Annotated in this window: 16 protein-coding genes, 2 tRNA genes and 1 pseudogene; 3 read left to right on the forward strand and 16 right to left on the reverse strand. The window is 45.5% G+C overall.

The features are described from left to right. Nucleotides 1-65: 65 nt before the first annotated feature. Together KHN79_RS10670 and KHN79_RS10675 are read right to left on the reverse strand one after the other, a co-directional pair. Nucleotides 66-569: an N-acetyltransferase gene (locus KHN79_RS10670; RefSeq protein ID WP_182008780.1), complete on the reverse strand. Its 504-nt coding sequence runs from the start codon at nucleotides 567-569 to the stop codon at nucleotides 66-68. Continuing rightward, nucleotides 553-1,079 (reverse strand): annotated as a pseudogene (locus tag KHN79_RS10675) (SCP2 domain-containing protein). The gene KHN79_RS10670 and the pseudogene KHN79_RS10675 overlap by 17 nt, the downstream one beginning before the upstream one ends. A gap of 340 nt (nucleotides 1,080-1,419) precedes the next feature. On the opposite strand from KHN79_RS10675, the gene KHN79_RS10680 reads away from it, so the two are divergent. The 3 genes from KHN79_RS10680 to KHN79_RS10690 all read left to right on the forward strand — a co-directional run bounded on the left by KHN79_RS10680 (nucleotide 1,420) and on the right by KHN79_RS10690 (nucleotide 5,493). Continuing rightward, entirely contained in the window at nucleotides 1,420-3,459 is a 2,040-nt protein-coding gene (locus KHN79_RS10680; protein WP_182008781.1) for an EAL domain-containing protein, read from the forward strand. A gap of 121 nt (nucleotides 3,460-3,580) precedes the next feature. Then, nucleotides 3,581-4,594, forward strand: a complete 1,014-nt coding sequence (locus KHN79_RS10685) for a peptidase U32 family protein (RefSeq protein ID WP_182008782.1) — start codon at nucleotides 3,581-3,583, stop codon at nucleotides 4,592-4,594. A 20-nt stretch (nucleotides 4,595-4,614) separates the two neighbouring features. Next, nucleotides 4,615-5,493 carry a U32 family peptidase gene (locus KHN79_RS10690; protein ID WP_182008897.1) on the forward strand — a complete coding sequence of 293 codons (879 nt, stop codon included), beginning with the start codon at nucleotides 4,615-4,617 and terminating at the stop codon, nucleotides 5,491-5,493. A gap of 44 nt (nucleotides 5,494-5,537) precedes the next feature. Here the strand turns inward: KHN79_RS10690 and KHN79_RS10695 are convergent, their stop codons facing one another. The 14 genes from KHN79_RS10695 to folP form a co-directional block, all read right to left on the reverse strand. Beyond that, complete coding sequence (locus KHN79_RS10695) at nucleotides 5,538-6,887, reverse strand: MATE family efflux transporter (RefSeq protein ID WP_182008783.1); 1,350 nt, start codon at nucleotides 6,885-6,887, stop codon at nucleotides 5,538-5,540. A gap of 144 nt (nucleotides 6,888-7,031) precedes the next feature. After that, nucleotides 7,032-7,949: a lipoprotein NlpI gene (gene nlpI / locus KHN79_RS10700; RefSeq protein ID WP_182008784.1), complete on the reverse strand. Its 918-nt coding sequence runs from the start codon at nucleotides 7,947-7,949 to the stop codon at nucleotides 7,032-7,034. A 196-nt stretch (nucleotides 7,950-8,145) separates the two neighbouring features. Beyond that, on the reverse strand, nucleotides 8,146-10,281 hold the full coding sequence (gene pnp, locus KHN79_RS10705; protein WP_182008785.1) for a polyribonucleotide nucleotidyltransferase: 2,136 nt from the start codon (nucleotides 10,279-10,281) through the stop codon (nucleotides 8,146-8,148). A 352-nt stretch (nucleotides 10,282-10,633) separates the two neighbouring features. Then, nucleotides 10,634-10,903, reverse strand: coding sequence for a 30S ribosomal protein S15 (gene rpsO / locus KHN79_RS10710; protein WP_005449146.1), 270 nt, complete (start codon nucleotides 10,901-10,903; stop codon nucleotides 10,634-10,636). 150 nt (nucleotides 10,904-11,053) lie between these two features. Further along, a complete protein-coding gene (gene truB, locus KHN79_RS10715) occupies nucleotides 11,054-11,998 on the reverse strand; it encodes a tRNA pseudouridine(55) synthase TruB (protein ID WP_182008786.1) in 945 nt (314 codons plus the stop codon). Beyond that, nucleotides 11,998-12,393, reverse strand: coding sequence for a 30S ribosome-binding factor RbfA (gene rbfA / locus KHN79_RS10720; RefSeq protein ID WP_182008787.1), 396 nt, complete (start codon nucleotides 12,391-12,393; stop codon nucleotides 11,998-12,000). Before rbfA ends, truB begins: the two co-directional genes overlap by 1 nt. Nucleotides 12,394-12,507: 114 nt before the next feature. After that, a complete protein-coding gene (gene infB, locus KHN79_RS10725; RefSeq protein WP_182008788.1) occupies nucleotides 12,508-15,198 on the reverse strand; it encodes a translation initiation factor IF-2 in 2,691 nt (896 codons plus the stop codon). Between the two features lie 20 nt (nucleotides 15,199-15,218). Next, nucleotides 15,219-16,706: a transcription termination factor NusA gene (nusA, locus tag KHN79_RS10730; RefSeq protein ID WP_182008789.1), complete on the reverse strand. Its 1,488-nt coding sequence runs from the start codon at nucleotides 16,704-16,706 to the stop codon at nucleotides 15,219-15,221. A 36-nt stretch (nucleotides 16,707-16,742) separates the two neighbouring features. Further along, a complete protein-coding gene (rimP, locus tag KHN79_RS10735) occupies nucleotides 16,743-17,198 on the reverse strand; it encodes a ribosome maturation factor RimP (protein WP_182008790.1) in 456 nt (151 codons plus the stop codon). Nucleotides 17,199-17,424: 226 nt separating this feature from the next. After that, nucleotides 17,425-17,501, reverse strand: a tRNA-Met gene (locus tag KHN79_RS10740). Between the two features lie 56 nt (nucleotides 17,502-17,557). After that, nucleotides 17,558-17,641: transfer RNA gene (locus KHN79_RS10745), tRNA-Leu, on the reverse strand. A gap of 16 nt (nucleotides 17,642-17,657) precedes the next feature. Continuing rightward, nucleotides 17,658-17,996, reverse strand: coding sequence for a preprotein translocase subunit SecG (secG, locus tag KHN79_RS10750; RefSeq protein ID WP_182008791.1), 339 nt, complete (start codon nucleotides 17,994-17,996; stop codon nucleotides 17,658-17,660). A 215-nt stretch (nucleotides 17,997-18,211) separates the two neighbouring features. Further along, the gene (glmM, locus tag KHN79_RS10755; RefSeq protein WP_182008792.1) at nucleotides 18,212-19,552 is read right to left on the reverse strand and encodes a phosphoglucosamine mutase; all 1,341 of its coding nucleotides are present in this window, start codon (nucleotides 19,550-19,552) and stop codon (nucleotides 18,212-18,214) included. Between the two features lie 20 nt (nucleotides 19,553-19,572). After that, entirely contained in the window at nucleotides 19,573-20,403 is an 831-nt protein-coding gene (gene folP / locus KHN79_RS10760) for a dihydropteroate synthase (protein ID WP_182008898.1), read from the reverse strand. Between the last annotated feature and the right edge of the window lie 45 nt (nucleotides 20,404-20,448).

Raw genomic sequence — 20,448 nt, forward strand, 5'->3', positions numbered from 1 at the left:
AAAACAGCCAGAGGTTCCCCACTGACTGCTATGTACGTTGTAACTGATTAGTTATAGATGATTAGTTATAGCTCTGAGAACTCTGGTGAATAGTCGATGCGACCAGAACGTCCTTCAAATTGACCTTCTACCAGCTCTGCAATGCGAAACGCACCTTTAGGCACTTCCCAAGCGCATTCGAATCCCAGCTCGTCACTAGCCTGAAAACCTTGGCGGGCATAGTAGTCTGGGTCACCAAGCACCACACATACCTGATAGCCAAAGTCGCGTAAAGAGTCGAAACCTTCTTTGATCAGCTGCGCACCGATGCCCTGGCGACGATACTCCTCATGAACAGCCAAAGGTGCCAGCCCTTGCCATGACAAATCTTCACCATTTAACGTAACTGGGCTGAATAGAGCGTGACCAATTACTTCACCTTCATCAGTACACGCCACCAGCGATAAAGTAAGCTTGCTGTTTTCTCTCAGACGCATCACCAGATTAGCTTCTGCATCCGTTGGAAATGCGTGTTTCAATAAGCGGTCAATGGTAAGAATGTCCGCAGGGGCTTCAGTTCGAATAAGCATTCGCTACTCCGGGTTGTTGTGCAGGCTCTTGAACCCCTTTATGAACAAAATCAGCCAGTTGGTTCAGTGCTACTTGCATTGCTTTTGGTAACTGCTCTAAGTCGACACTGTCCATTAAGTTTTTCACTTCTAAGCCAAGCTCAGTATCGCCCTCAATAGAAAGGCGACGTTGGAAGAACAACGTGTCAGGGTCTTCTTTACGACCAGCAATCAATACTAGGTCATTTAGATTACCACTAAAACTCACATCTTCCTGAACAGGTTTTTCAGCCAACAGCAAATTTTCATCTTGGTAGCTGATATACCATGCTAATCCAAGTCCTTAATCGCAACTTTTAACCATTTGTCTTGCAAAAAATCAAAGTCACCATCGTCTAAAGCCTCTTTAAATACCAGGTTAAGACCATCGAGCAAGGCTTTTTTCTGAAGCGATTGAGGCATTAACCGGATTGGAGACCGCAAGATATGCGCTGCGTTATTGACTAGTTGACTACGAAGCTTGTTTAACACGTTCTATACCCGTTACTTTATGATCAAGGCATCAATATTACGGAATTGTGTGCGCGTAATACCTGTCATGTATCAATAAACAAACTTTTTTCACCACTGCATAAAATCTTCATTTTTTTGACCTCTCAAGTATTATTGCATTGAAGAGAGCGATAAACGCTTTAACAACCGCATTTTCACAGTTATAGTTGTCAAACGCCTATTTTTCAGATGACTTCAATCAAGTCAAAGACTTGAGTAGTTGTAAGACAAAAAACTAGACACCAGAAACTCGCTTTTCTCTTCGTGCGTTTAAAACACGCATGAATCACTTGGATCTTTGGAGATCGGTAGTAACCTAATGCCTTCCCAACAATTACAACATTGGTTTTCCACGCTAACATCGAATAGTCCTTTCTTCTTTGCCATTATTGACAGAGAACATAACTATCGAATCGTGAGTGAGCGCTATTGTGATATCGCTGGGCTAAGCAGTAAGGAAATCGTTGGGCTCAACGACAAGCATGTCTTAGGGGAACAGTTCTATCAGAAACTGGCTCCGTACTACCAGCGTGCATTTAACGGTAACCACGTCGAAGCAGAGATTACCCTGGATGATACCGATCTCGAAACCAGTCTTCACTTTAGCTTATCACCCGTTTATGAAAGTACTGAAGTCAGATTCATCATTTTTCATGCCGTCGATACCTCTGAGAAACAAATTCTAGTCCGTTCACTTGAAGAGTCAGAAAGTAAGTTTGCAAAGCTGACACATCTGTTACCTGATGGTTTTTTGCTTACCGAAGGCGATATTATCATCTCAGCCAATCCGGCATCAGCAAGGTTACTGGGGATAAACTCTCCACACGATCTTCTGGGTGAAAAGCTCAGTCGTTTGTTTATTGATGAAAAAACCAAGACTGCATTTCGCTCTCCGGTAAGCGCCCTGATTGCTGAGCAGCCATTTATCTGTTTAACCAGCGCTCAGTGTGGATTGGAGCGTAAAGTTCAGCTACATGCTGACTCAGCCACAATTTTAGGCAACACTTCACAAATAATCCTGATCCAAGACGCAGTCAATACTCCTAAAAACTTGGCATCTGCATTCAATGAAGACGCTCATATTGATTCTCTGACCAAGCTGTACAATCGTTTCGGTTTCACCAAACATCTGGAACAGCTGATCAAAAGCAAGACACCTCTGCTGCTCTTTTATCTTGATATAGATAACTTCAAGAACATCAATGACTCACTCGGCCATCATATCGGTGACAAAGTGATTCAGGAAGTATCCACCCGTTTAAAACGCTTATTGCCAAGCCAGGCTATCCTTGGTCACTTAGGTGGAGATGAGTTTGGTGTGCTGTTACCTGAGCCTGAAAACGAGAATACGGCCGCTGTCCTTTCCGAGCGCATCATTTCACTCATCAATCAGCCTTTTGATTTGCAACATTTCAGCAAGCGACTTGCTTGCTCAATCGGTAGTGTCCGTTATCCAGAAGATGGCCAAGACGCGCGAATACTGCTGCAAAATGCAGATACAGCGATGTACGAAGCAAAAGATCGGGGACGCAACCGCCTGGTCACTTTTAACGATCAGATGAATAAGGAAGCGCGCAAACGCTTGTGGCTGGAAATCGAACTGCAAAAAGCGCTGCAGCAGAATGGCCTGGAAGTATGGTATCAACCCAAAGTGAACGCTCGCGATTTCAGCATCAACGGCGCTGAAGCTCTGGTCCGCTGGAAACATCCGGTTGAAGGCTACATCAGTCCGGGGGCTTTCATCCCAGTAGCCGAACGCGCAGGATTGATTGAGCACCTCGGGCGAGTGGTCATGCGTGATGTGTTCAACTCCGTAAAGCGCTGGAAGCAACAAGGTGTTTTACCGGGGCGTGTCGCAATCAACTTATCCCCAGAGCAGTTTGGTAATCCGCAACTTATCGATTTTATGGAAAAACTGCTGCGTACTACCGACCTCGATCCTAGTTGTATTACCTTCGAGCTCACAGAAAGCGCCGTGATGAGTGACAGTGAACACACATTACAGATGCTTAACGCCATCAAGAAACTTGGCTTTGCCCTATCCATTGATGACTTCGGGACAGGTTATTCATCTTTGTCTTATCTCGCTCGCTTCCCTATTGATGAGCTGAAAATAGACCGGGCGTTTATTAGTGATATTGACGTATTACCGAAGCAAATTACCGTAATAGAAAACATCATCAACCTGGGTAAGTCCCTGGATCTAACGGTGGTCGCCGAAGGTGTAGAAACGCACCAGCAAGCCACATTACTTTCCAACCTGCAATGCAATTCGATTCAAGGGTTCCATTTTCACCGTCCTCAGCCTAAACATGAAATCGAAGAACTCTTTATGCAAAACCGCCGCCATAAGACCTAACCCCTTACTCACAAGGGGTAAATGAGGAGTTTATTGAGCTAAACCTAACTTAGGTCAATTTCGCTATTCATAATTCTTCATAAAATGCAGACACCTTTTGATTCTCTACGATTATGAGCATATGGAACTCTTGTGTCCTGCGGGTAACCTGCCTGCACTTAAAACCGCTATCGATTGCGGAGCAGATGCCGTGTATATCGGCTTCAAAGACGATACAAACGCTCGTCACTTTGCCGGCTTAAACTTTCACGGCAAGAAACTCGAAAAAGCGGTGCAGTACGTTCATGACCGCAACAAAAAGATCCACATCGCACTCAATACCTTTGCTCACCCAAATGGCTTTGAACGCTGGACAAATGCAGTCGATAACGCGGCAGCATTAGGTGTTGATGCTCTGATCGTTGCTGACATCGCAGTGCTTGAATACGCTGCTCGAAAATATCCGGAGTTAGAACTACATCTATCGGTACAGGCATCGGCAACTAACGTTGCAGCTATCAATTTTTACAAGCAGAACTTCAACGTTAAACGAGTGGTACTGCCACGTGTGCTTTCCATTCATCAAGTAAAACAGTTATCGCGTAACATCACCAGTGACGTAGAGCTGGAAGTTTTTGCTTTCGGTAGTCTGTGTATTATGTCTGAAGGCCGTTGTTACTTATCATCTTATATGACAGGTGAGTCACCAAACACGGTAGGCGCTTGCTCACCGGCAAAATACGTCCGCTGGCAGGAAACCGAACAAGGCTTAGAGTCCAGACTCAATGACATTTTGATTGATCGATACTGCGCAGGTGAAAACGCGGGCTACCCGACTTTATGTAAAGGCCGATTTGAGGCCGACATTGAAGGCGAGAAAAAACGCTACCACGCACTGGAAGAGCCGACCAGCCTGAACACCCTTTCCATGCTTCCGGAGCTGTTTGCCGCAAATGTTGCATCTGTAAAAATTGAGGGGCGTCAGCGTAGCCCTGCTTATGTAGAGCAAGTAACTCGCACGTGGCGAGCGGCGATTGACCGCTACCAGGCGAACCCTGAAGCTTACCAGGTAGAAGCGGCCTGGGATGCTGCACTGGCAAATGTATCAGAAGGCACACAAACCACACTCGGTGCTTATCACCGTCAGTGGCAATAGAGGTTAAAATGGATAAATCAATGAAATACGCCCTTGGTCCATTGCTGTACTTCTGGCCAAAACAAGACGTTGAAGCATTCTACCAACAAGCAAAAGAAAGTACGGCAGACATTATCTATTTAGGCGAAACAGTCTGCTCCAAACGCAGAGAAATGAAACCCGCCCATTGGTTTGATATTGCTAAAGATCTCTCCTCTACCGGCAAACAAGTAGTGCTTTCAACCATGGCACTGCTAGAAGCACCAAGTGAAGTCAACATCATGAAGAAGTACATCGACAATGGTGACTTTGCTATCGAGGCAAATGACGTTTCAGCCATCCAGCTTGCATCAGAGCATAAGGTGCCATTTGTCGTCGGTCCTGCTATCAACACTTACAATGCGCACACTCTAAATCTGTTTCTCAAACAAGGTATGACCCGCTGGTGTATGCCGGTAGAGCTTTCGCGTGAATGGTTAAGTGACACATTAACCCAATGTGAGAGTCTTGGTATTCGCAACAAGTTTGAAGTCGAAGTGTTCAGCCATGGTTACTTGCCTCTGGCTTACTCTGCACGCTGCTTTACGGCTCGCGCGGAGAACCGTGCGAAAGACGATTGTGAAACCTGCTGTATTAAATACCCAACCGGCATCCAGGTAAGCAGCCAGGAGGGACAGGAAGTCTTTAATCTAAATGGTATCCAGACGCAGTCTGGCTATTGTTATAACCTAATCAATGACCTGCCAAGTATGCAAGGGTTGGTTGATGTTGTGCGCCTGAGTCCACTCGGTATCAGTACTTTCTCTGAACTGGAACAGTTTCGCGCTAATGAAAACGGCGAGCAGCCTCGGGCACTCAAAGGCCGTCAATGTAATGGCTACTGGCACCAGCTTGCAGGGTTAGAAGTAAAAAATATTTAAGTCATTAAAAGCGAGGTTAAACCCTCGCTTTTTGCTTTATATAATTACGAAGAAGCTCTCACACTGGTCTCAGGTGAACTCTCATTCAGCAGCTTTTTAACATCACGCCATAGCATACTCATCACCACGACGCTCAACGCAATATTCGACAATGGGAACGCAATCCAGATACCAGACACACCGAATATTTTAGGCAGAATGAACAAAAATGGCAGTTGAACCACCATATTACCGATCGTGATAAACATCGCCTTACTGCCTTTATTCAGTGACTGATAATAAGCGGCAGAAACCATTAAGAACCCATCCAGGAACAGGGCAAACATGTGTAGCCGGATGCCTACCACAGCACTCTCAATCAATTGCTGATCTGTACTGTTAAACACTGACACCAGTTCGTAAGAAAAAATATTCATCAAGGCGACAAAAGCGATGCCCCCAAACACCGAGGTCCCCATCGCGATTTTAAGTAACTTTCGGATGTTCTCCGCATTGCCTGCGCCATGATTATAACTCACCAGAGGCTGCATGCCGTTGGCAATGCCTTCGGCTATCAAGAAGTAAACCGTTACGATATAACCCAGAATTGCATATGCGCCGATTAAGAGTGCACTTCCGTATTGGGCAAACAGCGAGTTGTGCAATGCAACCATGCAGGAGCCGTACGCGTACATAAAAAAGCTTGAGCCACCAATCACGACAATCTTAGGTAAGATATCTAGCTGTACCTTCAGATCACCAATACGCAAGCGTAGCTTAGCTTTAGCACTGAAGAAGTAACCAATACCGAGTACGGTGACGACCATTTGAGCTAATGCAGTAGCAATCGCTGCTCCTGTCAGTTCCCAATCCAGCCAGGCAATGAAAATGTAATCAAGTAGTATGTTTGTGGCAGCGCCAATCACCATAAGCATCGTGGCTATATTTGGGCTGTCATCGTTGCGCAGCAAGAATGGAGTAGCAATCGAACCGAGCGTGAAAATACATGAAGCAATCAATATATGCAGATACTGAAGAGACAACTCATACACGCGGCCCTGCGCACCCTGCCAGCGAATAAAGTCATCCGAAAAGTTGAACAGAACCAAAGCAACCACTGGCATCAATGCAACTAACAGAAGTAACCCAGTCGTTAATACCCGCTTTGCTCCTTCTTGGTCCTGCTTCCCCCGTTTGATTGAAACAAGCGCGCCAGTCCCGACTCCAACCATCATTCCAATACCAAGTATCGTACCGATAACAGGCCATGCGACATTGATGCCCGCTAACCCATCTGCACCGACATAGCGACCAACAAAAATACCATCTATCACTTGATATAAACCGTTCACCAACATGGCAGCAACGGTTGGAATCGTGTATTTCCAGAACTGTTTATAAATAGAGCTTTGCATAACTACCACCAAGTGTTAGCAAAGCTAACTACTTAACGTTACAGACATGACTGCAGGAACTATCAGAGAAAAGGGGGCGCTGAATAGTCCTTTGCCATCAAAAAAACCGCTCAGTGAGCGGCTTTAGGTTAGGGTCAACAGATCCTAATTACCCTGTTGTTGCTCGACTTTCTGCTTTGCCAGCTTATCTTGTTGAAGCTGCTTATAAATCTCAGCTAACTCAAGAAACGAGTACCGATGTTCCACATAATCATAGACGTTGAATGAAATAGCTAACTTGTACAGCGATATTGCACTTGCCACGTCACCTTCAATCTGATGACGTTTAGCCAAGTAAAAGTAAGTCTCAGTAAGGCGCTCGGCAAGGCGGTAGTTCTCTCTTGTACCATCCATGATCACTTTCAGAGCTTGCTCGTCTGAAACGTCACGCAGCATAATCGCGACCAAAACCCAGCCCCACTCCTCACTGCGATCACGTTGATAGTGTTTCTTAAGGTTTTCTTCCGCTTGAGCAGGGTCCTGTGCTGCTTCAATAATATACAACCACAATGCGCGGAACGGATCGCTTGGCATCTCCTGATAGTGTTTGGTCATGTCTTCAAGCGCAAGATCAATACGGCCACCATAATACAGCGCAATAGCGCGGTTTCGCTCGGCGTAAGTATTATCAGGGGCAAGTTCTAATGTAGAATCGAAAGCTTCATAAGCTGCATCAAACTCTCCAACCTGAGTAAAATAAACACCCATTAGATTAAAGATATCCGGTTGAGCCGGATTCAACTGTAAAGATTGATTGAAGTCCAAACGAGCGAGGTCACGCAGACCTACACTGTCATAGAAATTGCCGCGCTCATAGTGCATTTTTGCGCGAACTTCATCACTCAGATCAGGACGTTGTAAAAGCTGTGATAAACGCGCAATTTGAACTTCTTGCTGAACGCTTGGCTGCAAAGGCACGGCCATAGGTGGATATACCCACTGCTGGGCCGATTGCTGAGAAGTATTTACGCAACCGGTCAGCGCGATAGCAAGACATAAACTTGCGGTTTGAAACCATTTCACTAATTGGTACTCCTGTTTGGACCGCTCCGGGTCAGTTTCTCTTATTGCCTTACCTTTAAATGCAATAGTAGGATAATTTGCCTTCCCTGAGTGCAAACTCCGCGAAACAGACAAAAAAAAGGGAGCAAAAATGCTCCCCTTTATAGCATGCTTTCAGGCTTTTAAGCTAATAAAAGACCGAAAGACAAACGTTAGATTACTCGTCTTTAGCTGCAGGTGCTTCAGTTGCTGCATCTTCAGCTGGCTTCTCTACCGCTTCTTTCATGCTTAGACGTACACGGCCCTGACGATCAATTTCAAGTACTTTAACTTGAACTTCCTGACCTTCAGTTAGGTAGTCAGATACTTTCTCAACGCGTTTTTCAGCGATTTGAGAGATGTGTACCAGACCATCTTTACCAGGAAGTATGGTAACGAATGCGCCAAAGTCAGCAAGACGTGCAACTTTACCTGTGTAGATACGACCTACTTCAACTTCAGCAGTGATCTCTTCGATACGGCGGATAGCTTCTTTCGCAGCAGCACCTTCAGTTGCAGCAATCTTAATAGTACCGTCGTCTTCGATTTCGATAGTTGTACCCGTCTCTTCAGTTAGAGCACGGATAACAGCACCACCTTTACCGATAACGTCTTTGATCTTCTCTGCGCTGATCTTCATTGTATGGATACGCGGAGCGAACTCAGAGATATCATCACGAGCACCAGCAAGCGCTTCATCCATTACAGACAGGATGTGCTTACGTGCGCCTTGTGCTTGGTTAAGCGCAATTTGCATGATCTCTTTAGTGATACCTTCGATCTTGATGTCCATTTGAAGTGCAGTAACACCAGTGTTAGTACCTGCTACTTTAAAGTCCATGTCACCCAGGTGGTCTTCGTCACCAAGGATGTCTGAAAGAACAACGAAATCATCGCCTTCTTTCACAAGACCCATTGCGATACCCGCAACAGAAGACTTGATTGGCACACCAGCGTCCATAAGAGCCAGAGATGTACCACATACAGAAGCCATTGATGATGAACCGTTAGATTCTGTGATTTCTGATACAACACGTACAGTGTACGGGAACTCATCTACTGATGGCATTACTGCAGCAATACCACGCTTCGCCAGTTTACCGTGACCAATTTCACGACGCTTAGGAGAACCTACAAAACCAGTTTCGCCTACACAGTATGGAGGGAAGTTGTAGTGTAGTAGGAAGTGGTCTTTACGCTCGCCCGTTAGCTCATCAATGATTTGAGCATCACGTTGAGTACCTAGAGTAGCTGTCACTAGAGCCTGAGTTTCACCACGAGTGAATAGCGCAGAACCGTGAGTACGTGGAAGAACGCCAGTACGTACGTCAAGCGCACGAACCATGTCTTTCTCACGACCGTCGATACGTGGGTTACCCGCGATGATGCTACGACGTACTACTGTCTTCTCTAGATCGTGGAAGATAGTGTGGATTTCTTTCGTATCAGCTTCAGGATCTTGAGCAAGTAACGCTTCGTTTACTTCTGCTGCAATCGCATGGATACGGTCGTAACGAGCCATCTTCTCAGTGATTTGGTAAGCCTCAACAAGCTTAGCTTCTGCTAGATCTGCAATCTTAGTCTTAAGCGCAGTGTTCTCTTCAGGAGCAACCCAATCCCAAGCTGGAGTAGCAACTTCAGCTTTGAACTCGTTGATTGCATTGATTACAACTTGTTGTTGATCGTGACCGAACACAACTGCTGCCAGCATTTCTTCTTCAGTCAGGTTGTCAGCTTCTGATTCAACCATTAGTACCGCAGACTCTGTACCCGCAACAACAAGATCTAGACGTGAAGTGTTTAGCTCAGTTTGGCTAGGGTTAAGAACTAGCTGACCGTCAATGTGGCCAACACGTGCTGCACCGATAGGACCATTGAATGGAATACCAGAGATAGCAAGCGCTGCAGAAGTACCAATCATGGTTGGGATATCTGGCTGAACGTCTGGGTTTACAGATACAACTGTTGCGATAACTTGCACTTCGTTTTTGAATGCATCTGGGAACAGTGGACGGATTGGGCGGTCGATTAGACGAGCTGTCAGTGTTTCGCCTTCAGATGGACGTCCTTCACGCTTGAAGAAGCCACCTGGGATCTTACCTGCAGCGTAAGTACGCTCTTGGTAGTTTACCGTTAGTGGGAAGAAATCCTGACCCGCTACTGCTTCTTTCTTACCAACAACTGAAACGAATACTGCTGTATCGTCCATTGTTACCATTACTGCTGCTGTAGCTTGACGTGCGATAACGCCAGTTTCTAGAGTAACCGTGTGGTTACCGTACTGGAACGTTTTAACAACTGGTTTTTCGAACATTGTTATTCCTTGTTTCTAAGCGCACTGATATACAGCCGCTCAGGTGTGTTAATAAACACTCAAGGCATTACGAATCGCGACTAGTGAAAAGAAACTCTCTTAAATTTCTTTTTAATAGCCGCGACCTTTTGGTCGACGAGGTTGACTGTAATGCTATGAGTTTAATAAAAATCTAATATACCCAACTGAACAGCGACTAATCACTTATCCAGAACAGTATCAAAAGATTAAGCCGCCAGTATTATAACGGCTTAAGGATGATTTGGCTAAGCTATGCAGTCAAAAATAAATAAGGGGCAACAAAAAAGGGGCTAAAAGCCCCTTTTTTGACAAACTGCTATGCAGTCGCTGATTAGCGACGTAGGCCTAGACGCTTGATTAGGTCTTGGTAGCGAGCTAGATCTTTACCTTTTAGGTAATCTAGAAGCTTACGACGACGAGAAACCATACGTAGAAGACCACGACGGCTGTGGTGATCGCCTTTGTGAGCTTTGAAGTGACCTTGTAGGTGGTTGATAGAAGCTGTAAGTAGAGCTACTTGAACTTCTGGTGAACCAGTGTCGCCTTCGCCTTGTGCGTATTCTGCAACGATTGCTGCTTTAGTTTCTGCATTCAGAGACATAATTCTCTCCTAATAAGAGTAAGTTTATAGTTGTAGCAGCCAATCTCTGATTCAGCCGCTACGCGAAGCGCGGATTATAAGGAAGTTTCCTCATCCACGCAATATAAAAATACCGACCTAATGGTCGGTATTTTCAATATTGATACGAAGTTACTCTTCGTCACGGAAAACCACCAAACGCTTTGGTGCAATTTTTCCATCATCGTTCATCTCGCCAACACCGATAAACAGACGCTCTTCACCCATAGTCAGGCGTAAAGAACCTTCTGTAGCAGCGCCACTTACTTGAACGGGTTGACCATGCTGAACCATATCTGCTAATTCAGGAATTAGATTTACTTCTGGCAAGTCTTCAACTGCGGTATCCATTGGCATAAGCAGAGGATCGAGCAACTCGCGTGGTGCGATTTCCTGACGATGCGCCTGCTCAAGCAACTCGTTCAATTGCTCAAGTGTTACCATTTTCTCGTAGGGATACTTAGCAACACCAGTACGACGAAGCATGGTCACATGCGCGCCACAGCCTAGCATTTCGCCAAGATCATCAACGATAGTACGAATGTAAGTACCCTTTGAGCAACGCACTTCCATCTCAACTTCGTCGCCTTCAAAGCGGTGAAGAACGATTTCGTAGACGGTGATTTTACGTGATTCACGAGGAACCTCGATACCTTTACGAGCGTATTCGTATAGGGGCTTACCTTGATACTTCAGCGCTGAAAACATTGAAGGCACTTGATCAGATTCACCACGGAACTTATCAATGCACGCTTCTAGCTTCTCAAGATCCACATTTACCGAACGCGTTTCTACTACTTCGCCATCAGAGTCCGAAGTATTAGTACGCTCACCCAGTTTTGCGATCACTCGGTAGCGCTTGTCTGAGTCCAATAGGAACTGAGAAAACTTGGTTGCCTCACCTAAACAGATTGGCAACATACCCGTCGCTAGAGGATCCAATGCACCAGTATGACCCGCTTTTTCAGCGAAATAGATTCGCTTTACTTTTTGCAACGCATCATTGGAAGAGATACCCGTTGGTTTATCCAACAAGATAACGCCATTAACTGGACGGCCTTTACGACGACGAGCCATTATTCTTCATCCTCACGGCCAGAATTTTTTTGCTTCTGCTTATCAGTGTTTACTACTTCAGTAACCAGGTTAGACATACGCATACCTTCTACTAAAGTGTTGTCGTAGTAGAAGCGGACTTCCGGAGTCAGGCGCAGACGAATGCGTTTACCTAGCATCATGCGGATATGAACTTCGTGTTCACGAAGCGCTGCTAAACATGATTCTGGAGTCTGCTCACCCACACACAGAAAAGTCACAAATACTTTTGCGTAAGCAAGGTCACGAGAGACTTCCACATCAGAGATGGTAACCATGCCCAGACGTGAATCACGAACTTCGCGCTGAAGGATCATTGCCAGTTCTTTTTGCAGCTGCTGTGCAACGCGCTGCGTGCGGCTAAATTCTTTTGACATATCTTTTCTCTTATATAGAAAGAATGGGGGGTTGGTCAAAGCCAGCCCCCCATGGTGTATTCAACAACCAATTACTACTTATCTATCAAAGATAATCTTAGTAATTTTAGTCTATTAGTCTAGAGTACGTTGAATTTCAACGATTTCGAATACTTCGATTTGGTCACCAACGCGAACGTCATTGTAGTTCTTAACGCCGATACCACACTCGTAGCCATTCTTAACTTCTTGAACGTCATCTTTAAAGCGACGTAGTGACTCTAGTTCACCTTCGTAAATAACAACGTTATCACGCAGTACGCGGATTGGGTTGTTACGCTTAATCAGACCTTCAGTAACCATACAACCAGCGATTGCGCCCAGTTTCGGTGACTTAAATACGTCACGAACTTCAGCAAGACCAATGATCTCTTGCTTGAATTCCGGAGCAAGCATACCACCCATTGCCTGTTTAACTTCGTCAATCAATTGGTAAATGATTGAGTAGTAACGTAGATCAACGCTTGCTGCTTCAATAGCACGGCGAGCAGATGCATCCGCACGTACGTTAAAGCCAAGGATGATTGCGTTTGAAGCTTCTGCCAGTACTGCATCAGTTTCTGTGATACCGCCAACACCAGAACCCACGATGTTCACTTTTACTTCGTCAGTAGACAGTTTCAGTAGCGAGTCTGCAATTGCTTCCACAGAACCTTGTACGTCAGCTTTAAGAACAACGTTCAGTTCAGCGACTTCACCAGCAGTCATATTAGAGAACATGTTCTCTAGTTTAGATTTTTGCTGACGAGCCAGTTTCACTTCACGGAACTTGCCTGCACGGTAGTTAGCAACTTCACGCGCTTTACGCTCGTCACGAACAACTGTTGCTTCATCACCTGAAGCAGGGACGCCAGAAAGACCCAAGATCTCAACTGGGATTGATGGACCAGCTTCTGTGATTTCTTGACCTAGTTCGTCACGCATAGCACGAACACGACCGTATTCCTGACCACAAAGTACGATATCGCCTTTGTTTAGCGTACCAGACTGAACAAGTACAGTGGCAACCGGACCACGACCTTTATCCAGGCGAGATTCAACAACTACGCCAGACGCCATGCCTTCTGCAACAGCAGTTAGTTCCAGAACTTCAGACTGAAGAAGGATTGACTCAAGAAGAGAGTCGATGTTGGTACCTTGTTTCGCAGAAATGTGAACAAAAATGTTTTCACCGCCCCACTCCTCTGGAATAACGTCGTATTGCGCTAGCTCGTTCTTAACGTTATCAGGGTTAGCACCTTCTTTATCGATCTTGTTCACAGCAACAATCAGAGGCACACCTGCCGCTTTTGCGTGCTGGATAGCTTCTACAGTCTGTGGCATTACGCCATCGTCTGCTGCAACAACAAGTACTACGATATCTGTCGCTTGAGCACCACGAGCACGCATTGCGGTAAACGCAGCGTGTCCCGGAGTGTCAAGGAAAGTGATCATGCCGTTTTCAGTTTCAACGTGGTACGCACCAATGTGCTGCGTAATACCACCCGCTTCGCCTGAAGCAACGTGGGTACGACGAATGTAGTCAAGAGTTGACGTTTTACCGTGGTCAACGTGGCCCATGATAGTTACAACCGGAGCACGAGGAACCGCTTCCGCATTGGTATCACGATCTGAAAGCACTGCTTCTTCTAGCTCGTTCTCTTTACGAAGAACAACCTTATGCCCCATTTCTTCAGCAACAAGCTGCGCAGTTTCTTGGTCGATTACCTGGTTGATAGTCGCCATCGCGCCCATCTTCATCATCACTTTGATAACTTCAGTCGCTTTCACAGACATCTTGTTAGCAAGTTCAGACAGAACGATTGTTTCACCAATCACAACATCTTGTTTAGCAACTGTCGCTGACTTATCGAAGCCATGCTGCATTGATGTTGGCTTAGCTAGTTTACCTTTACGACCGCCTTTACCACCGCGCTGACCTCGGCCAACATTGCGTGCTTTATCATCTTTTTGAGAAGGTTTTCTCTTCTTACGACGCGCACCGCCTTCTTCGTTACGGTCAGCAGCGTCTTCTGCTTCACGAGCGTATGAAGAAGTCGTTACATGGTAATCAGAGTTTTCAAGTTCTTTCTTCTTGCTCTCTTCTTCAGTCCAACGAGCTTCGTTTTCTTCAGCAAGTTTACGCGCTTCTTCTACAAGTTTCGCTGCTTCTTGCTCAGCTTTACGTTGGGCTTCTTCTTCTTGACGACGCTTCAGCTCGTCTGCTTCTTTCTTCGCTTGCGTATTAACTACCGCATTTTTTGCATTCATCTGTTTCTTAGCCTTTTCAGCTTGTGCGCGTTTTTCCTGTTCTTCAGCTTCACGTTTTGCATCCGCTTCTCGTTTCGCTTTCTCATCGGCTTCGCGCTGTGCTTTCTCTGCAGCTTCACGTTTGGCTCGCTCCTCAGCCTCACGATTCGCAAGCTCTTCAGCTTCACGTTTTGCTGCTTCCTCAGCTTCACGTTTTGCATCGTCTTCGATAGTGCTGCGCTTCACGTATGTACGTTTTTTACGTACCTCAACCTGAACATTCTTACTCTTACCACCACCCGCATTTACACTAAGTGTGCTTCGGGTCTTACGCTGTAGCGTAAGGCGAGTCGGCTCTGAATCGCCAGATTTGTCACCGTGTTCTTTCTTCAGATGAGAGAGAAGCTTTTGCTTCTCTTCATCTGAGACATTGTCAGAGCTCGCCTTGTTAATGCCAGCGTCAGCAAGTTGCTCAATCAAGCGGTCGACTGGCGTACCAATCTCATCACTCAGTGCTTTAACTGTTAATTGTGTCATGCCGCTTCCTCCTTGCTGAATTATGCTTCTTCGCCGAACCAACAGATGTTACGCGCGGCCATAATTAGCTCACCTGCACGCTCATCGGTCAGGCCTTCGATACCTTCTAAATCATCAATACCTTGGTCAGCTAGATCTTCAAGCGTTGCTACGCCTTTTGCTGCCAATTTGAATGCCATTTCGCGCTCCAGGCCCTCAAGACCAAGCAGGTCTTCAGCAGGCTCAAGACCTTCAAAAGACTCTTCTTGCGCTAAAGCAATTGTTGTCAGTGCATCTTTCGCACGACCACGTAGCTCTTCAATAATTTCTTCATTCAGACCATCGATCTCAAGCAGCTCGTTAACCGGTACGTAAGCTACTTCTTCTAGTGTCGAGAAACCTTCTTCAACTAGTAGTTGTGCAAAGTCTTCTTCGATATCGAGGTACTTCATGAAGTTTTCGATAGAAGCTTGTGATTCTTCAGCGTGTTTCTTCTGAAGATCTGCCACAGTCATTACGTTCAGTTCCCAACCAGTTAGCTGAGATGCTAAACGAACGTTTTGGCCATTACGACCGATAGCTTGCGCCAGGTTGTCTGCTTCAACTGCGATATCCATTGAGTGCGCATCTTCATCAACGATGATAGAAGCTACGTCTGCTGGCGCCATTGCATTGATAACAAACTGAGCTGGGTTATCGTCCCAAAGAACAATATCGATACGCTCACCACCAAGTTCGCCAGAAACAGCTTGTACACGTGCACCACGCATACCAACACACGCACCCACTGGGTCAATACGTTTGTCGTTCGTTTTCACTGCGATCTTTGCACGAGAACCAGGATCACGTGCCGCGCCTTTCAGTTCGATGATTTCTTCTGCAATCTCAGGAACTTCAACACGGAATAGTTCTTCAAGCATCTCAGGCTTAGAGCGTGTGATAAATAACTGGAAGCCACGCGCTTCTGGAGCAACTTTGTATAGTAAACCACGTACACGGTCACCCGGACGGAAGTTTTCACGAGGAAGTTGATCATCGCGTAAAATCACAGCTTCAGCGTTGTTGCCAAGATCAAGAATGATAGTGTCACGGTTCACTTTTTTCACAACGCCAGTGATCAAATCACCTTCGTTGTCGATGAACTGTTCAACGATCTGCGCGCGCTCAGCTTCACGTACTTTTTGTACGATAACTTGCTTAGCTGTCTGAGTCGTAATACGGTCAAACGTTACAGATTCGATTTCGTCTTCTACGTAGTCGCCAAGCTCAACTGAGTCATCTTCATATTGTGCTGCTTCTAGTGAAATCTCTTTAGTTGGATTCTCAACGTCTTCAACTACTAACCAACGACGGTAAGTAATGAATTCGCCCGTTTTACGGTCAATAGCAACTCGTACGTCGATTTCGATTTCGTATTTTTTCTTTGTAGAAGTTGCTAGAGCAATCTCAAGAGCTTCAAAGATACGCTCACGAGGTACCGCTTTTTCGTTCGATACCGCTTCTGCTACCGCTAAAATTTCTTTACTCATTATATTTAGCCTCTAAGCTTAAACTTTTTTAGGGAACTAAAATTTAGGGATCAGGTTAGCTTTTGAAATGTTACTTAAAGCAAACTCTTCTTGCTGGCCTTCAACAGTTACTGTCACTGTTTCGCCATCTACGCCTTGGATGGTACCCTTCCATTTGCGACGGTTTGCTACAGCCATTTTCAAAACGATGCTGACCTCGTGACCAATAAATTGCTCGTAATGTGCTGCTTTGAAAAGCGGTCTTTCTAAACCTGGAGAAGACACTTCTAGGCTGTAGGCAACCGAAATTGGGTCTTCAACGTCTAATACTGCGCTGACTTGGTGGCTAACTTCTGCACAGTCATCCACATTAATGCCATTCTCATGGTCAATATAGATGCGTAACGTTGAGTGCGCGCCTGCTCGAATGAATTCTAATCCAACTAACTCGTAGCCTGATGCTTCAACAGGAGCTTCAAGCATTTCAGTAAGTTGTCTTTCTAAACCAGTCATTTAAACCACTCCAGAAACAAAAAAAGGGCTCAGAGCCCAATCAAAAAACCAAGCAGTGATCTGAGATATTTAAAAAACTCAGATAACAAAAAACCCCGATAGTCGGGGTTTTATGCTGCTGGACCCTGATACGTTAAGAATAGTCAAAAATACCGTTCTTAACTCGTAGTGTGGTTAGCACTACGCAAACTTGCCAACCTGCTATTTCTGACTTTCAGAAAGAGATTGGTTGCGGGGGCCGGATTTGAACCGACGACCTTCGGGTTATGAGCCCGACGAGCTACCAAGCTGCTCCACCCCGCGTCCGACTTGCTGAGCATTATACTCGTAAACAAGTGATTTACAAGTTTGTAAATACATGGTGCCGAGAGAGGGACTCGAACCCTCACACCAAAGGCACTAGCACCTCATGCTAGCGTGTCTACCAATTTCACCATCTCGGCATCAAAACCTTACAGCTTATTGAGGAATTTCATCACCAGTAGGTGCTGGTACTTCACTCGCTGCATCTTTAACTTGTTCTACAACTGGTTGACCAAGTGTAGGGTCTACCCATTGTGACTCGGTTTTGTGTGTTGACATACGACCAAGTAACAAGCTAACGATAAAAAATACGGTTGCTAAAATAGCAGTAGTTCGGGTTAAGAAATTACCTGAGCCGCTAGCACCAAACACTGTGTTTGAAGCACCAGCACCGAACGAGGCTCCCATATCTGCGCCTTTACCTTGTTGAATCAACACAAGGCCAATCACACCAAGCGCTGCCAACAGGTAAATCACAAGTAGAACTTGAAACATTTTTTCCACCTATGTCCTAATTGTTGAGCCAGCGCCGCTCAAATATAATCTATATGATTAAATGAACAAGGCTAGCGACCTCCTAACGGGAGGCGGTGCAATACTAGCGAAAGCCAGTAACGCTGACAAGGGGAAATTAGTAAAAAATCAGCGCTAACACGCCAAACGCTCAAAAAAAGGGCAAAAGTTGCCCTTTTTTTGATTTCAAAGAGTTATTAAAAACTTGCTTTTACTGCTTCAGCAATTTTAAGCGCAGAGCTCTGCACAAGTTCTGCATTCTCACCTTCCACCATAACGCGTATAAGCGGTTCTGTACCCGATTTACGCAGTAGTACCCGACCTTTATCATCTAATTCAGCTTCTACTTCAGCGACTGAATCAAGCACAGCTTGTGCTTCCAGAGGGTTTGCATCACCGGAGAAACGTACATTTTCCAGCACCTGAGGGTATAGCGTCATACCTTCTGAAAGTTCATTTAGCGACATATCACTACCCACAACGGATGCAAGCACTTGTAGGGCTGCGACAATTGCATCACCGGTTGTTACTTTATCGAGCAGAATGACATGACCTGAGTTTTCAGCACCAATCTTCCAGCCTTTTTTCAGCAATTGTTCCATCACGTATCGGTCGCCAACTGCAGCACGTACAAATGGTATACCTAATTGTTTCAGGCCATTTTCCATGCCTAGGTTAGTCATCAGTGTACCAACCACGCCACCTTTGAGTTCACCGCGGCGCAGTGCATCTCGAGCGATGATGTAAGCAATTTGGTCACCATCCACTTTATTGCCTAAGTGATCAACCATGATAATACGGTCACCATCGCCATCAAACGCAAGTCCCAGATGAGCTTGCTCTTCTATAACACGTTTTTGTAACGCTCTTACGTCGGTCGCACCAACTTCATCATTAATATTGGTACCATTTGGCGTAACGCCCATTGCAATAACTTCTGCACCAAGTTCACTAAAGACATTCGGTGCAATGTGATAGGTGGCACCGTGAGCACAATCAACAACGATCTTTAGACTTGCAAGGCTTAGCGAAGACGGGAAGGTGCTTTTACAGAACTCGATGTAGCGACCTGCTGCATCGTTCAATCGTGTTGCTTTACCCAAAAGTGCAGACTCTACACATTCAATCTCTTTATCAAGCTCTGCTTCAATTGCGAGCTCAATGTCATCTGGTAGCTTGGTGCCTTCTGAAGAGAAGAATTTGATGCCATTATCATAATAAGGGTTATGAGATGCAGAAATAACAATACCCGCTTCTGCCCTGAACGTTTGTGTCAGATAAGCTACCGCCGGAGTTGGCATCGGGCCGGTAAACGTTGCTTTAAGACCTGCTGCTGCAAGTCCCGCTTCTAAAGCAGATTCCAACATGTAACCAGAAATACGAGTATCTTTACCGATGATAACTTTTTTCGTGCCTTGTTTCGCTAATACGCGACCAGCGGCCCAGCCAAGCTTAAGTACAAAATCAGGAGTGATCGGGTATTGTCCTACTTTACCGCGCACGCCGTCTGTACCAAAATAACGTCTTTTATCAGACATAAGTATTCCTTTGTTATTTTTTAGATATTGTTCAGTGTCATCTCAACGAGCTTCATCGCTTCAAGCGTTTCTTCAAAGTCATGTACTCGAATAATTTGTGCGCCTTTCATCGCCGCAACGGTAGCGCAAACCACGCTCGCATTTGTACATTCAGCTGCCGGTTTATCCAGTACTCTGAAAATCATTGACTTACGAGACAGGCCAGCCAAAACGGGTAAGCCATACTTATGAAACTTCTCCAGATTAGCCAGCATATGATAGTTATGTTCTACCGTTTTGCCAAAGCCAAAACCGGGATCAAGAATGATATTTTCTCGCGCAATACCAGCTAATTCACAGGCAGAGATACGCTCAATGAGGAACTCTTCGACCTCCTGCAGCAAATCATTATACTGCGGATTTTGCTGCATCGTCTTTGGCTGACCTTTCATATGCATTATGCAGACTGGTACATTAGCTTCTGCAGCGACTTCCAGCGCGCTCGGCTCAGTCAGCGAACGAATGTCATTGATTAAGTCAGCCCCAGCGGCCACCGATTGTCGCATCACTTCAGCTTTACTGGTGTCTACCGAAATCCAGACATCGTATTTTTCACGTATAGCCTGAACAACTGGAATAACACGTTTCAATTCTTCTTCTAAAGAAACTTCAGGTGCACCTGGTCTGGTGGACTCCCCTCCTACATCGATAATGCTGACCCCTGCTGCAATCATTTTCTCCACCTGCGCCATTGCAAGGTCAATAGAGTGATATTTACCACCATCAGAAAAAGAGTCAGGTGTAACATTAAGAATCGCCATTACGTGCGGACGAGAAAGGTCTAAGGACTTGTTGTTTGCTTTAATAATCATAATAAACACAAAAACCCCGAGCGAACCCGGGGTTTATCAATATCA

The sequence above is a fragment of the Vibrio sp. B1FLJ16 genome (assembly GCF_905175385.1).
In the GTDB taxonomy this organism is placed as follows: Bacteria; Pseudomonadota; Gammaproteobacteria; order Enterobacterales; family Vibrionaceae; genus Vibrio.

Bases quoted from the DNA above. Each gene is read 5' to 3' on its own strand.
- KHN79_RS10670 (WP_182008780.1), bottom strand. From the start codon at position 569: ATGCTTATTCGAACTGAAGCCCCTGCGGACATTCTTACCATTGACCGC.
- KHN79_RS10680 (WP_182008781.1), top strand. From the start codon at position 1,420: ATGCCTTCCCAACAATTACAACATTGGTTTTCCACGCTAACATCGAAT.
- KHN79_RS10685 (WP_182008782.1), top strand. From the start codon at position 3,581: ATGGAACTCTTGTGTCCTGCGGGTAACCTGCCTGCACTTAAAACCGCT.
- KHN79_RS10690 (WP_182008897.1), top strand. From the start codon at position 4,615: ATGAAATACGCCCTTGGTCCATTGCTGTACTTCTGGCCAAAACAAGAC.
- KHN79_RS10695 (WP_182008783.1), bottom strand. From the start codon at position 6,887: ATGCAAAGCTCTATTTATAAACAGTTCTGGAAATACACGATTCCAACC.
- pnp (WP_182008785.1), bottom strand. From the start codon at position 10,281: ATGTTCGAAAAACCAGTTGTTAAAACGTTCCAGTACGGTAACCACACG.
- rpsO (WP_005449146.1), bottom strand. From the start codon at position 10,903: ATGTCTCTGAATGCAGAAACTAAAGCAGCAATCGTTGCAGAATACGCA.
- truB (WP_182008786.1), bottom strand. From the start codon at position 11,998: ATGGCTCGTCGTCGTAAAGGCCGTCCAGTTAATGGCGTTATCTTGTTG.
- rbfA (WP_182008787.1), bottom strand. From the start codon at position 12,393: ATGTCAAAAGAATTTAGCCGCACGCAGCGCGTTGCACAGCAGCTGCAA.
- infB (WP_182008788.1), bottom strand. From the start codon at position 15,198: ATGACACAATTAACAGTTAAAGCACTGAGTGATGAGATTGGTACGCCA.
- nusA (WP_182008789.1), bottom strand. From the start codon at position 16,706: ATGAGTAAAGAAATTTTAGCGGTAGCAGAAGCGGTATCGAACGAAAAA.
- rimP (WP_182008790.1), bottom strand. From the start codon at position 17,198: ATGACTGGTTTAGAAAGACAACTTACTGAAATGCTTGAAGCTCCTGTT.
- secG (WP_182008791.1), bottom strand. From the start codon at position 17,996: ATGTTTCAAGTTCTACTTGTGATTTACCTGTTGGCAGCGCTTGGTGTG.
- glmM (WP_182008792.1), bottom strand. From the start codon at position 19,552: ATGTCTGATAAAAGACGTTATTTTGGTACAGACGGCGTGCGCGGTAAA.
- folP (WP_182008898.1), bottom strand. From the start codon at position 20,403: ATGATTATTAAAGCAAACAACAAGTCCTTAGACCTTTCTCGTCCGCAC.